This is a genomic window from Nonomuraea turcica, from assembly GCF_030718205.1.
Classification (GTDB): domain Bacteria; phylum Actinomycetota; class Actinomycetes; order Streptosporangiales; family Streptosporangiaceae; genus Nonomuraea.
In genome coordinates, this window is record NZ_JAUZQF010000025.1 from 135,553 (window position 1) to 148,284 (window position 12,732).

Sequence of the window (12,732 nt, forward strand, 5' to 3'; positions counted from 1 at the left end):
CGCGAATCTCAAAGGATGGCAAGCGGGGTAATCGGGCTCCCCGTGCCGCCCTCGATCCTGAGCGGCGCCGCCACGAACACGAACTCCGTCCGCCCGGCCGCCCCCAGATCCTCCAGCCACAGCATCTCGATCAGGTGGATGCCGTGCCGGTGCAGCAGGAGGAGATGCAGGTCGTCGGCCAGGCTCTCGTCGGCCAGCCCCCGGGCGTTGAGACCGCCGATCGCGGCGTTGTCGCAGGCCACCACGGACACGTCGTGCGCCGCCAGCCAGCGGCCCGCCGCGGCCGACAGGCCGGGCTGGCCTGACCAGTAATCCTCCTTCGAGCGCTCCCACACCAGCGGCCATCCGGTACGGATCACCGCCACGTCCCCCGGGCGCGGCGTGGCGATGTCCTCCAGCACCTCGGGCGGGATGCGGAAATCGGCCGGCAGGTGGTCGAGGCCGAGCCGCCGCGGCACGTCGAACAGCACTCCCCTGGCCACGACGCCGCCCACCTGCTCGATCCCGCACCTGGTGGCACCGTACGAGCGCACCCGGGCCGCGGGGTGGCCGTTGTAGACCTGGTCGCCCGACCACATGTGGCACAACGCGTCCATGTGGGTCGTGGTGCCGTGCGGGGTGACGACCAGCGCGTCGTCGGCCACGCACAGGCCCTCGCCGATGGGCCGCGCCCCGGCCGCGTAGTCGCCGCCGTCCACGGACATGAAGTGTTGCGGCAGCGGGCGGCCACGCAGGTGCGGCACCGTCGTGGGGGCCGGCGAGGAGGTGGCGCCCCTGATGGGCATGGCCAGGCTGAGCACCTCGCCGGTCGCGGCGGCGCGCAGGGCGGCGAGGACCACCTCCGGCGTGAGGAGGTTCAGGGTGCCGCGCTGATCGTCTGGGCCGAATCGTCCCCAGTTGTTAGGCTCGTGAACCAAGTAAGCGCTTCCTTTCTTGCGGAGGTCCGATGCACTGCGATCCTCGGTTCTCCCGCGTACGGGAGGTGTTCGAGCGGCATTTCGCCGACGGCGAGGAGCTGGGTGCGGCCTTCGCCGTCTACCTGAACGGCGAGCTGGTCGTGGACCTGTGGGACGGGATCGCGGACCGGCACACGGGGCGGCGCTGGGAGCACGACACGCCGGCCTTCGCCTACTCCTGCACCAAGGCGATCACCGCTGCCGTCCTGCTGCGGCTGGCGGAGCGGGGACTTGTGGACGTGACTGCGCCGGTCGCGGACGTGTGGCCGGAGTTCGCCGCGCGCGGCAAGGGAGCGATCACGGTAGAGCACCTGCTCACCCACCAGTGCGGGCTGCCGGTGCTGGAGGATCCCGTGCCGGTGGAGGAGTTCGAGGACCAGGCGGCGATCGCGGCCCGCCTCGCCGGTCAGGCGCCGCTGTGGGCGCCGGGGACGGCGCACGGCTACCACGCGCTGACGTACGGGTTCCTGGTGGGCGAGGTGATCAGGCGGGTGACCGGGAAGTCGGTGGGCGACTTGGTGGCCGCGGAGATCGCCGGGCCGCTGGACCTGGAGCTGTGGGTGGGGGCGCCCGACCCGGTGATCGGCCGCGCTGCCCGCCTCAAGGCCGCCGACCGCCCACAACCCCTCACTGCCACCGAGGCCGTCCCGGGCCAGCGCCCCGCCGAGGCCGTCCCGCGCCAGCGCCCCGCCGAGGCCGTCCCGGGCCAGGGCCCCGCCGACGGCAGGACGGCCGGCCGGAGTCCGGATGCGCTGGCCGAGATGGCCAAGGCGGCGCTCGATCCCCAGAGCCTCATGAACCGGGCCCTCGGCAACCCCGGCATGCACCTGCTCAAAGGCGGCGCCAACCACCCGGTCATCCTCCGGGCCGGCTGGCCCGCGGCCGGGGTGGTCGCCACGGCCAGGGGCCTGGCGGGCTTCTACCGCTCGCTGATCGCCGGCGACCTGCTCGACCCCGGCACGCTGCGGGAGGCCATGCGCGCCCGCGTGAACGGGCCGGACCGGGTCTTGTTCCTGGACACCGCGTTCGGGCTCGGCTTCATGCGGCCGTCGCTCACCTTCCTGATGCCGTCGGAGACGGCGTTCGGCCACTCGGGCCTCGGCGGGTCCGTCGGACTGGGCGACCCCGAGCGGCGCCTGGCCGTCGCGTACGTCATGAACAGGATGGCCAACGCGGTCTCCGGCAACCTGCGCGGCATCCGCCTGGTGGAGGCGGTCTACAAGTCGCTCTGAGCCGTTCATCCGTGCATGGTGACGCCGCCGCTCACCGACAACGTCTGGCCGGTGATGTAGGCGGCGCGATCGGTGCACAGGTAGGCGACCAGCCCGGCCACGTCGGCCGGGGTGCCGAGGCGGCGCAGCGGGATGCCCCGTGCGATCTTGTCCACCAGCCCGGGCTCGGCCGCCGACACCCGCCGCAGCATGGGCGTGTCGGTCGGGCCAGGGCAGACCACGTTCGAGGTGACCTGGGCCTTGGCGGCCTCACGGGCGAGCGTCTTGGCCAGCCCGAACAGTCCTGCCTTGGTGGCGGCGTAGGCGCCCTCGCCGCCCGAGCCGGCCCTGGCGCCGTCGGAGGAGATGAACACCAGCCGCCCCCACCGCCTGGCCATCATGCCGGGCAGCAGCAGCTTGGTCAGCAACATCGGCCCGCGCAGGTTGACCTGCCACATGAGGTCCCAGCCCGCCGGATCGCTCGCGGTGAACGGCTCCACGATCGCCACCCCGGCGTTGTGCACCAGCACGTCCACGTCCCCCACGGCGCCGGCGAACGCCTCCACGGACGCCGGCGAGGTCAGGTCCACAGCCGCCGCCCGCGCTCCCGGCAGGCCGGCGGCCACCTTCTCCGCGTTCGGCAGGTCCACATCGGCGAGCACCACCCGCGCGCCGAGCGCGGCCAGATCCGCCGCGATGGCCGCGCCGATCGCGCCCGCTCCCCCGGTGACGACGGCCACGCGCCCGTCCAGGCGCAGCCCGTCCATCATTTCCACGTCTCGATCAGGTCCGCGGCCGTCGCGCGGGTGGCGAGCAGGCTGATCGTGTTTCTCAGTACGGCCCGCGCGTACTCCTCGGGGATGCCCGCCACCGCGTCCGTGACGACCGTAACCCGGTAGCCGAGGTTCACGGCCTCCAGCGCCAGCCCGGGGATGCCGAGGTTGAGCGAGACCCCGGCCGCCACCACGGAGGAGACGCCGAGCGAGCGCAACGTCATGTCGAGTGCGGTGCCGGTGAACGGCGAGAACCCGTGATACCGGCGGCTCTCCAGATCGCCCGGCTCCCGCAGCTCGGGCAGCACCCCGACTGCGGCCGTGCCCTCCAGCATGTGGTCCGGGTCCTTGAGCAGGGAGACGATGAACGGGCAGTTGGCGGTGTGCGAGCCGGCCCGGTCCGGGCGGAAGGCGGCTGTGCAGTGGATCACCGGGAGCCCGGCCGCCCTGGCGGTGTGGAGGAGCCGGGCGGTGTTGGCCACGACGTCGTGTCGCTCGCAGGCGGCCACCAGGTCCGGAAATTTCGTGAGATCACCGACGACGCCCCGCTGCATCTCCATCACGAGCACGGCCACGCCCTCCACCGGCGCCTCCCACCTCATTAGCCGAGCGCTTGCTTGGTACGGGCGAGCATATCATTCACCACACAGGGTCATTCAGGGTTAACACAGGGCGAAATATGTTCACTCGTGACAACCCGAACCCCGGGTGAGACCGTCGAATCGGAAGACGGCTGCCTTTGGGGGTAGGACTTGGTCCCTGGTTACCGTGAAGTACGCCAGCTCGGCGCCGGCCACACCGGCCGCGTGTTCCTCGCCACCTACCAATCGACCGGCGCCTATGTGGCGATCAAGTACCTGAACGCCACCCTGCGCAGGGACACCGAGTTCATGGACCGCTTCCGGTCGGACACCCACCAGCTCGTGGAGATCGACGACCAGAACGTCGTCAGGTTCTACGAGTACGTCGAGACCCCGACCCGGGCGGCCGTGGTCATGGAGCTGGTGGACGGCGTGTCGTTGCGTACCCTGCTGGCCGAACACGGCAGGACCAGCCCCGAAGCCGCCCTGGCCGTGCTCAAGAGCACGCTGCTGGCCCTGGCTGCGGCCCACGAGAAAGACGTGCCGCACCGCGACGTCAAGCCGGACAACGTCCTGGTCCAGGCGGACGGCACCACCAAGCTGGCCGACTTCGGCATCGTGGTGCACGCCGAGGAGCCCGGCGTGCCCGCGGGCACCCCCGCGTACATGTCGCCCGAGCTGTGGACACGGCACCAGGCCGGGCCCTCCGCCGATCTGTACGCGGCCGCCTGCGTGCTGTTCGAGGCCGTCAAAGGACGGCCGCCCTTCCGCGCGTACAAGGAAGGCGAGGAGACGGAGCCCGACGTCCCGGCCATCCGGGACAAGCACCTGGTGGAGCCGGTGCCGTTGGAGGTCGTGCCGGACACGCTGCGCGACCTGCTGAGGCGGGGGATGGCCAAGGACCCGGCGGTCAGGTACGCCTCCGCCCGGCAGTTCGCGGCGGAGCTGGAGGAGGACGCGGTCGCCGGTTACGGCCCCGATTGGGAGAAACGCGGGCGGCGCCACCTGGCTGAGCTGGCCACGTTGCTGGCCCTGCGCTTCCCCCTGGCCAGGACCGATCACGAGAGCGGCACCGCCACGATCACCCTGCGCGAGCGGATCATGAGCATGCCCAGGCTGCCGCCGCACCTGTGGGTGGCGGGCGCGACGGTCGTGGCCGTGGCGATCGCGCTGGTGTTGTCGGGCGGGCGGCTGCCGCCGGGGCCCGGCGCGATCCTGATGCCGCCGCCCGAGGAGCAGAGCGAGCCGGCGCCCTCCCCGGCCGACGCCACCACCACGTCCGACGCCACCACCACGTCCGGCCCCACCAGGACGACGTCCCCCGCGCCACGGCGCACCACGGCCGCACCGCCGACGACCCAGGCGCCCCCGCCTCCCGTCACCACCTCTCCCCCTCCGCCGCCGCCCACCAACGGGCCGGCGGGGACCGGCGTGCCGGAGCTGGTGGCGCCCGCAGTGCAGGCGGCCAGCATCGTGCAATGGAGCGGCACGAACGGCTCGATCAGGGTGGCGGCGAACGGGACGGGGCCGGTGCGGCTGCGGATCACGTACACGCGGCGGGACGGGGACGACGCGCCGGCGCGGACGGTCCGGCAGGAGAGCCGGACGCTGCGCGGCAACACGGTCTACACCAGCAGCGTCACGCACGACCCGGGGGATGTGGCGTGCGGTCGTCGGGCGTATTTCGGGATTCTGGTGATGACGGAGCCGGCGTCGGGGAACGGACCGCAGGTGAGCGAGGCGGCCGTGGACGGCCCCGCCTGCCCTGCGCCCTCCCCGACCCGGTCCGCCACGCCGACGCCCGCGCCGACGGAGGAGCGGAGCACCTCCGCCATCGGCAGCCCCACCCCGTCGGACCCGGAGCCGACGAACGGGCCGGTGGCCCGGCTCTCCACCGACCCCTCGGCGCAGCCGCCGGTGACCGCCACGGAAGAGCTTTCCCCTGACCCGGCCGACCCCTGAGGGACGGACCCTTGCCCGGCAACCAAGCGTGCGCTAGCTTGGCAAGCGATGAGCGCCGACACCTCCGCCTACCTGGCCGCCTGCGCGCGCGGCGAGCTGGTCATCCAGCGCTGTACGGCCTGCGACCGGCGCGTCCACCTTCCCGAGGCGGCGTGTCCTCGGTGTGGCGGCGACGAGCTCGTGTTCGAGCCGGTCTCCGGTGAGGGCGTGGTGCACACGTTCACGGTGGTGCATCGCTCGTTCGCGCCCGCCTACCGGGGACGGGAGCCGTACGTGATGGCCTGGGTGGACCTGCTGGAGGGTGCCCGCACGTTCGGGCACGTGGTGGAGTGCGCGCCGGAGGACGTCCGCATCGGGATGCCGGTGCGGGTGACGTTCGTGGACGAATTACCGCATTGGAGGCCCGCGTGAAGCTCGGCAACGTGCTGATCCCCGTCGCCGACCTGGACGAGGCGATCGCCTTCTACGGGCTGCCGGTGAAGTTCAGGGACGGCGACAGGTTCGCGGCGCTGGACGGTGGCGGGGTCACCGTGGCGCTGGCCGGTCCCGCCGAGCACGTCACTGGGTCGGCGGCGCCGTCGTACAAGGTAGACGACGTGGCGGTGGCCGTGCGGGAAATGTCCGAGCGCGGCGCCGAGGTGGTGCGCGGGCCCGAGGCGGGGCCGCATGAGATGCGGGCCGTGCTGCGCGATCCCTCAGGAAACGTCTTCGTGCTCTATTCGCCCCTCTGAAAACTGGAGGCACCCCCCATGGCGCGATCACCCTACGGCAACTACGGCCACGCGATCTTGACCGCCGGCGCCATGCGCACGCCCGACCGGGTGGCGCTGACGTACTGCGGCGAGCAGAGCTTCACCTACGACGAGCTGAACAGGAACGTCAACCGCCGCGCCAACGCCCTCCTGGCCCAGGGGATCACGCCGGGGCAGCGGGTGGCGGCGCTGCTCAACGAGACGCTGCTGGTGGCCGAGGTCTACCTGGCGCAGGCCAAGATCGGGGCGGTCACGGCGGCGCTGAACCCGTACTGGCCGGTGGAGACGTTGCGTGACGTCGTGGCGGCCTCGGGGTGCACGGCGTTCGTCTATGACGCGACGGTCGAGCAGGTGGTGGAGCAGATCAAGGGGTCGCTGCCGGGTGTGACGAAGTGGATCAACGCGGCGGACCTGACTGGGGCATCCGACGAGGAGCCGCCGACGGCGGGCTTCCACGACGACCCGCTCGCCCTTTACTACACCTCGGGAACGACCGGGCTGCCGAAGGCGGTCGTGCACACGCACGCGTCGTCGCTGGCGACCGCGCAGATCTGGCTGGACGTGCCGCGCGGCCCCGACTCGGTGTTCGGCACGGGCGCGATCATCTGGGGCATCGGCTTCCCCGCGATCGTCGGGCCCGCGCTCTACGCGGGGATGCGGCTGGTGCTGGAGCAGGACTGGGGGCCGGCCAACTTCCTGCGGGTCGTCCCACGCGAACGGGTCACGCATGTGTCCCAGATCCCGTCGTTCTACGCCGCCCTGCTGGGCTCTGCGGAGCACGAGGGCGTGGACCTGTCGTCGATCCAGGTGATCATGCTGGGCGGGGAGCCACTGACCGCCACCATGCTGGACCGGATCAAGGCCAGGCTGCCGCAGGCGGGCGTGTTCTCGTACTACGGGCAGACCGAGGCCCCGTACACCTGCATGGGCCGGGTGGACGACGGCTCGACGCCGTTGGGGTCCTCCGGGCGGGCCCGTACCGGGAACGCCGTGCGGATCACGGACCCGCAGGGGAACCGGGTGGTCGACGAGGTCGGCGAGATCAACCTGGCCGGTCCGCATCGGATGACCGAGTACGACGGCCTCCCGGACAAGACCGCGGAGGTGCTGCGCGGCGAGTGGTACGTGGGCGGCGACCTCGGCACGCTCTCCGCCGACGGCGTGCTGCGCGTGCTGGGCCGGCGGGAGGACTCGATACTCAAAGGCGGCGTGTGGTCGCAGCCGGTCGCGATCGAGGAGGCCGCCTCCGCCCTGGACGGGGTGGCCGAGGCCGGCGCGGTCGGGGTGCCCGAGGGGGCGTCCGAGCAGCGGATCCTGCTGGCCGTCGTGCCGCGAGCCGGACATTCGCTGGACGCCTCCAAGCTGGCCCTCGCCCTGGCCGACTCCCTCCCCGCCCATCAGCGGCCCGATCACATCGTGGTGGCCGAGGAACTGCCGCACTCGCAGGACGCCTCGGGCGGGCCGGGCAAGCTGCTGCGCCGGGAGATCCGCGAGCAGTACGGGCACCTGCCGGCGTGAGCGTCTACGAGCACGAGGTCTACGAATACGAGGTCAAGGCGCTGCTGAGCGAGGCCGGGGTGCCGGTGCCGCGCGGCGTCGTCCTCCGTGGCCTGGACGGCGCGACCGGCGGGGAGCCTGACATCCCGGCCGGCGGGGAATTGGACTTCACGGCGGCTGCGGGGCTCGCCGAGCCGTTGGTGCTGAAGGCGTTCGGTCCTGGGCTGGTGCACAAGTCGGACGCCGGGGCCGTGGTGCTCGGCCTGCGCGCGGCGGACCTGCCGGCGGCGGCCATGGAGATGCGCTCCCGACTGCCCGATGTCGCAGGCTTCCTCGTCGAGGAGCAGGCGGCCGCCGGGGTGGAGCTGATCGTGGGCGTGGTCAGGGACGTCGCGTTCGGCCCGGTGCTGCTGGCGGGGCTCGGCGGGATATGGACGGAGGCGTTGCGGGACACGGCGTTGGGGCTCTGCCCGGTCTCGGAGCGGGACGCGCGGCGCATGCTGGCCTCACTGCGGGGGGCTCCGCTCCTGCGCGGCTTCCGCGGAACGCCGCCCGTGGACGTGGACGCCCTGGTCAAGCTGCTCATGACGGTCGGCGGTCCCGGTGGGCTGTGGGAGCGGCTGGAGCTGGGCGAGTTCGAGCTGAACCCGGTCATCGCGGGCCCGTCGGGCGTGGTGGCGGTCGACGCGCGCTACGTCCCCGCCGAGCCCGGGGAGCCGGCGGCCGGCCGGGACACCGCGGACTTCCTGCCGCTCTTCGAGCCGAAGGCGGTGGCCGTGGTCGGGGCCTCCACCACCAGGCCGAACTTCGGGAACATGTTCCTCGACTTCTACAAGGCCGCCGGAATCCCGCTGGTCGCCGTGCACCCCGAAGCGGATGAGGTGGCCGGGGTGCGGGCGGTGCCGTCGCTGGCGCACGCGGATGTCGATTACGCGCTCGTCGCCGTACCAGCCGAACGGTGCCCCGGCGTGGTGCGGCAGGCCGCAGGCGTGCCGTTCGTGCAGGTGATGAGCGGCGGCTTCGCGGAGGCGGGCCGCGCCGGGCTGGAGGACGAGCTGGTCGAGGCCGCCCGCGCGGCCGGGACACGCCTGCTCGGCCCCAACTGCATGGGCGTCTACTGCCCGCGCGGCCGGCAGACCTTCGTCGGCGGCGGGCTCGGCCCCGCCGGATCGGTCGCGCTGATCTCGCAGAGCGGCGGGCTCGCCGGGGAGGTGATCAAGGTCGGGGAACAGCGCGGGCTGGCGTTCAGCCGGGTCGTCACCGTGGGGAACGCGGCCGACCTCACCCCGGCCGAGCTGCTGCGCTGGCTCGCCACCGACCCGGAGACGGGAGCCGTCGGGCTGTACCTGGAGGACCCGCGCGACGGCAGGGAGTTGTACGACGCGCTGCGCGCGACCGACCTGCCTGTGGTGCTGCTGGTGGGCGGGCGCAGCGGGCAGGGGCAGCAGGCGGCCGCCTCGCACACCGGCGGCCTGGTCAGCGACCGGCGGATCTGGGAGACGGTGGCCGCGCAGGCCGGGGCCGCGCTGGTGTCCAGCCAGGACGACCTGATCGGGACGCTGGCGTTCTTCCAGGCGCACGGCTCCCGCCTCACCGAGGGTGACGGGGTGCTGGTGGTGGGACCGAGCGGGGGCGCGAGCGTGCTGGCGGCGGACGCGTTCGACGCGGCCGGGGTACGGCTCGACCCGCTGCCCGGCGACGTGCTGGAGGAGCTGCGCGGGCTCGGCGTGGCGGCGTCCGGCAACCCTCTGGAGGTGCCCGTGGGGCCGCTCGGGCGAGCCGGGCTGGTGCCGGAGGTGATCGACGCGATCGTCCGGCGACGGCCGTGCCGCGACATCGTGGCCCATGTGAACGTCCAGGCGTTCTTCACGTACGGGAACGCGGCCGAGCCCCTGTACGCCTACACGCGGGCGCTGGCCGGGGCGCAGGACGCGCTGCCGCGCACTCGGGTCACCCTGGTCACCAGGAACGGCGAGTGCGCGCCCGCGGGTGTCGAGGACGAGGTGCGGCGGATCGCGGCGGCGGCCGGGATCCCCGTCTACCGGACCATGGAGGCGGCCTCAGCAGCCATCGCTGGGGCCATCGCGGCTGGAGGTCGTTATGGGGATGCTTGACGGCAAGGTCGCGCTCATCACGGGCGGGGCGCGGGGTATGGGCGCGGCGCACGTGCGCCTGTTCCTCGCGGAAGGCGCGCGGGTGGTCTTCGGGGACGTGCTGGACGAGGAGGGCAAGGCGCTGGCGGAGGAGACCGGCGCCACGTACGTGCACCATGACGTGCGGAGTCCGGCCGAGTGGGAGCGCGCCGTGGCGACGGCGCTCGAGCTGCACGACAAGCTGGACGTGCTGGTCAACAACGCCGGGATCCTGAAATTTCGTCGGATCGCCGATATGTCACTCGAGGACTTCGACCAGATCGTCGACGTCAACCTCAAGGGCACCTGGCTGGGGATCAAGTCGGTGATCGAGCCCATGAAAGCGGCCGGGCGGGGCGCGATCGTGAACATCTCGTCGATCGAGGGCTTCGTCGGCGCCGAGGGGTTGTCGGCGTACGCGGCCTCGAAGTTCGGGATCCGGGGCATCACCAAGTCGGCGGCCCGCGAGCTGGCCCGGTTCAAGATCCGAGTGAACTCGGTGCACCCGGGTGCGATCAACACCGCGATGGCCATGGACCCGGACATGGCAAAGGAAGTGGACGCGGAGGCGTTCGTCAAGTCCATGGTCATCAAGCGCTTCGCCAAGCCGGTGGAGGTGTCGCATGTGGTGGCGTTCCTGGCCTCTGACCGGGCCAGTTACTGCACGGGGAGCGAGTTCACCGTGGACGGCGGCCTGCTGACCGGCGCGGGATACTGAGTTAGCACCTCAAGGTAGATCTTTTTGGGTTAAACCACCCCTGTTTGGACATTTCTGGCAGCATCCTGACCTGGGCTTACGTAGCTGACCAAGACGTGACCATCTCTTGGTGTGTGCTTGACCTGCACTTACGGCACGGTAGCCTCAGCTCATCCCAACAGCGACAAGCCTCCGGTTTTGTCACACGCGTCCCTGGTTGCCCCTTTTACCCAAGGCTGCGTGGATAAAACCGGCATGCCCGGAAGGTTTCCCCACGCTTCCATGACGCCAGAGATGCAGAAGTTCATCGAGTTGCTCGAGGGCCAGCTCGGCTATGCCGAGAGGGCCAGTGGATACACCAAGTTCGGCGAGTGGTACGGCAAGAACGTCGAGTTCGACGCCGATTACAGCGGCGCCCCTTGGTGTGAGATGTACCTTTCGTGGGCCGCGCACAAGCTCGGCTACGAGGAGTGGGTCGGGCAGTTCGCGTGGACGGTGGCGCACGCCAAGTGGTTCAAGGAGCAGGGAGCCTGGGGCAAGAAGCCCAAGCCCGGCGCGTTCGTCTACTACGACTGGAGCGGGTCGAACGACGTCGACAACATCGACCACGTCGGTGTCGTCACCAGGGTCGAGGGCGACACGATCTTCACCATCGAGGGGAACATCGACGGAGGCGTCGCCAAACGCAAGGAACGTGACACCAGCAAGGTCGTCGGCTACGGGTACCCGGAGGAGATCAAGGCCCGCCTGGACGAGGACGCGGCCCGGGAGGCCGCGGAGGCCAAGAAGAAGGCTGAGGAGCAGGCGTCGCTCCCGCCCGGGCCCGGCACCGACGTGGGCGTGCTGCAGCTCCCGGGGGGCTCGCTCACGTCCCACATCCCCCAAGACGAGCGCGAAGAAGCCGCCAAGCCTCCGCTCGCGGCCCGCCCCGAGCCCACCCGGACCTCCGCCGAGAAGACCCAGGAGGCGGCTCCGGCACCTGCTGCGACCACTTCCTCGGCCGCCGCGGGCAAGAGCGTCGCGAAGGGCAAGCACGCCAAGCCGTCCACCGCCGACACCACGTCGGCCACGGCCGAGCCGCTCCCCACGCACGTCGACACCTCCGTCACCAGTTCGCTGCCCACGGTGGACTCCCCGACGCTGATCGGCTCGGCCCTGATCGCCGCACTGGCCCTGCTCGCCGTCGCCAAGACCCGCCATTCCCGGGTACGCCCGGCCACCGCCACAGCCGCCGACGCGGCCGCCCGCCCGGCCGCGAACCATCGACGCCGCCGCCGCAGGCGCCGTGCGAGCTCCGGCGCGCCCGCCGACGCCCCTCTGTGGACCACGCAACTCCGTGACCCGCTCGAGCCCACCCCCGAACGACCTGCCGTCGCCGCCGACGCCGAGTTGATCGCCGGGCTCACCGTCCCAGGCGCCGAAGCACACGTGGCCGGCCGCGTCTCCGTGCCGTCCGGCGCCGGCCAGGCGTCCGAGCAGGTACGGCGGCTGCTCGGCACCCGGCCCTTCGACCCGTTCGCGGACGCCGCACCGCGCCGGACCGCCGATCGCCCCGCCGCCGACACGCGTCCGCTCACGCATGCCTTCGACGCGCCCCTCGACACAGGCCCCTTCGAGCCCTGCTGGGAAACCGGCCCCATGCGGCGCATCCGAGACGCCGATCCTTTCGAGCCCGACTTCGACAGGAGCCGGTTCGAGTTCACCGACGAGACCGGGCCGTTGCAGCGCATCCGCGACGTCGACCCGTTCGCACCGGCTCCTGGCGCCGGCCCGATCGGACGCGACGTGCGGCCCGATCGCGACGTGCGGCCCGATCGCAACGCCGGTCCGGTCATTGTCGACGCCGGGCCGTTCCAGCGGGTCGTCATCCCGGGGGCGACCAGCGCGTTCGACGCCTTCACGCCGGTCGGGAGCGCCGTCCCTGGCGGGGACATCCTCAACTCCTCGGACATCGGCCCGGCGTCCTACCGAGGGCGTCGCCGGCGTCAAGGTCCCTCCGCCGAGGAGCGGTTCACCGCCCTCCCCACCGACCTCCCCCCGCGCGGCCGCCGCCACCGCACGACCGGGTTCCCGCCGGCCTCTCCCCGGCACCACGACCGCGAGCTGGTAGGCGCGATCAGCGCCACCTCCACCGGACGCCCCGGCAGGGGCCGCCACCGCGCCTGAGCCCC

General features: G+C 72.1%; 11 protein-coding genes. 8 read left to right on the forward strand and 3 right to left on the reverse strand.

The genetic code is table 11. From position 1 onward, the window contains the following. Positions 1 to 8: 8 nt before the first annotated feature. The gene (locus Q9G87_RS46740) at positions 9 to 917 is read right to left on the reverse strand and encodes a cyclase family protein (RefSeq protein WP_305923114.1); all 909 of its coding nucleotides are present in this window, start codon (positions 915 to 917) and stop codon (positions 9 to 11) included. Positions 918 to 946: 29 nt separating this feature from the next. Here Q9G87_RS46740 and Q9G87_RS46745 point away from each other — a divergent pair, with 29 nt between their 5' ends. After that, positions 947 to 2,188, forward strand: coding sequence for a serine hydrolase domain-containing protein (locus Q9G87_RS46745; protein ID WP_305923115.1), 1,242 nt, complete (start codon positions 947 to 949; stop codon positions 2,186 to 2,188). 5 nt (positions 2,189 to 2,193) lie between these two features. On the opposite strand, the gene Q9G87_RS46750 is transcribed toward Q9G87_RS46745, so the two are convergent. Together Q9G87_RS46750 and Q9G87_RS46755 are read right to left on the reverse strand one after the other, a co-directional pair. Beyond that, positions 2,194 to 2,934, reverse strand: coding sequence for an SDR family NAD(P)-dependent oxidoreductase (locus tag Q9G87_RS46750; protein ID WP_305923155.1), 741 nt, complete (start codon positions 2,932 to 2,934; stop codon positions 2,194 to 2,196). Beyond that, complete coding sequence (locus tag Q9G87_RS46755) at positions 2,934 to 3,524, reverse strand: isochorismatase family cysteine hydrolase (RefSeq protein ID WP_305923116.1); 591 nt, start codon at positions 3,522 to 3,524, stop codon at positions 2,934 to 2,936. The genes Q9G87_RS46750 and Q9G87_RS46755 overlap by 1 nt, the downstream gene beginning before the upstream one ends. A 168-nt stretch (positions 3,525 to 3,692) precedes the next feature. Between Q9G87_RS46755 and Q9G87_RS46760 the strand changes: the two genes are divergently transcribed. The 7 genes from Q9G87_RS46760 to Q9G87_RS46790 all read left to right on the forward strand — a co-directional run bounded on the left by Q9G87_RS46760 (position 3,693) and on the right by Q9G87_RS46790 (position 12,727). Further along, on the forward strand, positions 3,693 to 5,483 hold the full coding sequence (locus Q9G87_RS46760) for a serine/threonine-protein kinase (RefSeq protein ID WP_305923117.1): 1,791 nt from the start codon (positions 3,693 to 3,695) through the stop codon (positions 5,481 to 5,483). Positions 5,484 to 5,531: 48 nt separating this feature from the next. After that, on the forward strand, positions 5,532 to 5,894 hold the full coding sequence (locus tag Q9G87_RS46765; RefSeq protein ID WP_305923118.1) for a Zn-ribbon domain-containing OB-fold protein: 363 nt from the start codon (positions 5,532 to 5,534) through the stop codon (positions 5,892 to 5,894). Then, on the forward strand, positions 5,891 to 6,214 hold the full coding sequence (locus tag Q9G87_RS46770) for a VOC family protein (RefSeq protein ID WP_305923119.1): 324 nt from the start codon (positions 5,891 to 5,893) through the stop codon (positions 6,212 to 6,214). The genes Q9G87_RS46765 and Q9G87_RS46770 overlap by 4 nt, the downstream gene beginning before the upstream one ends. 18 nt (positions 6,215 to 6,232) lie before the next feature. Next, positions 6,233 to 7,753, forward strand: coding sequence for a class I adenylate-forming enzyme family protein (locus Q9G87_RS46775; RefSeq protein ID WP_305923120.1), 1,521 nt, complete (start codon positions 6,233 to 6,235; stop codon positions 7,751 to 7,753). Continuing rightward, entirely contained in the window at positions 7,750 to 9,846 is a 2,097-nt protein-coding gene (locus tag Q9G87_RS46780; protein WP_305923121.1) for an acetate--CoA ligase family protein, read from the forward strand. Before Q9G87_RS46775 ends, Q9G87_RS46780 begins: the two co-directional genes overlap by 4 nt. Next, entirely contained in the window at positions 9,833 to 10,582 is a 750-nt protein-coding gene (locus Q9G87_RS46785; RefSeq protein ID WP_305923122.1) for a glucose 1-dehydrogenase, read from the forward strand. The genes Q9G87_RS46780 and Q9G87_RS46785 overlap by 14 nt, the downstream gene beginning before the upstream one ends. A gap of 261 nt (positions 10,583 to 10,843) precedes the next feature. Continuing rightward, positions 10,844 to 12,727 carry a CHAP domain-containing protein gene (locus Q9G87_RS46790; RefSeq protein ID WP_305923123.1) on the forward strand — a complete coding sequence of 628 codons (1,884 nt, stop codon included), beginning with the start codon at positions 10,844 to 10,846 and terminating at the stop codon, positions 12,725 to 12,727. Positions 12,728 to 12,732: the final 5 nt, after the last annotated feature.

Coding starts and splice junctions, on each gene's coding strand:
- Q9G87_RS46745 (WP_305923115.1), top strand. CDS start 947: ATGCACTGCGATCCTCGGTTCTCCCGCGTACGGGAGGTGTTCGAGCGG.
- Q9G87_RS46750 (WP_305923155.1), bottom strand. CDS start 2,934: ATGGACGGGCTGCGCCTGGACGGGCGCGTGGCCGTCGTCACCGGGGGA.
- Q9G87_RS46765 (WP_305923118.1), top strand. CDS start 5,532: ATGAGCGCCGACACCTCCGCCTACCTGGCCGCCTGCGCGCGCGGCGAG.
- Q9G87_RS46775 (WP_305923120.1), top strand. CDS start 6,233: ATGGCGCGATCACCCTACGGCAACTACGGCCACGCGATCTTGACCGCC.
- Q9G87_RS46785 (WP_305923122.1), top strand. CDS start 9,833: ATGGGGATGCTTGACGGCAAGGTCGCGCTCATCACGGGCGGGGCGCGG.
- Q9G87_RS46790 (WP_305923123.1), top strand. CDS start 10,844: ATGACGCCAGAGATGCAGAAGTTCATCGAGTTGCTCGAGGGCCAGCTC.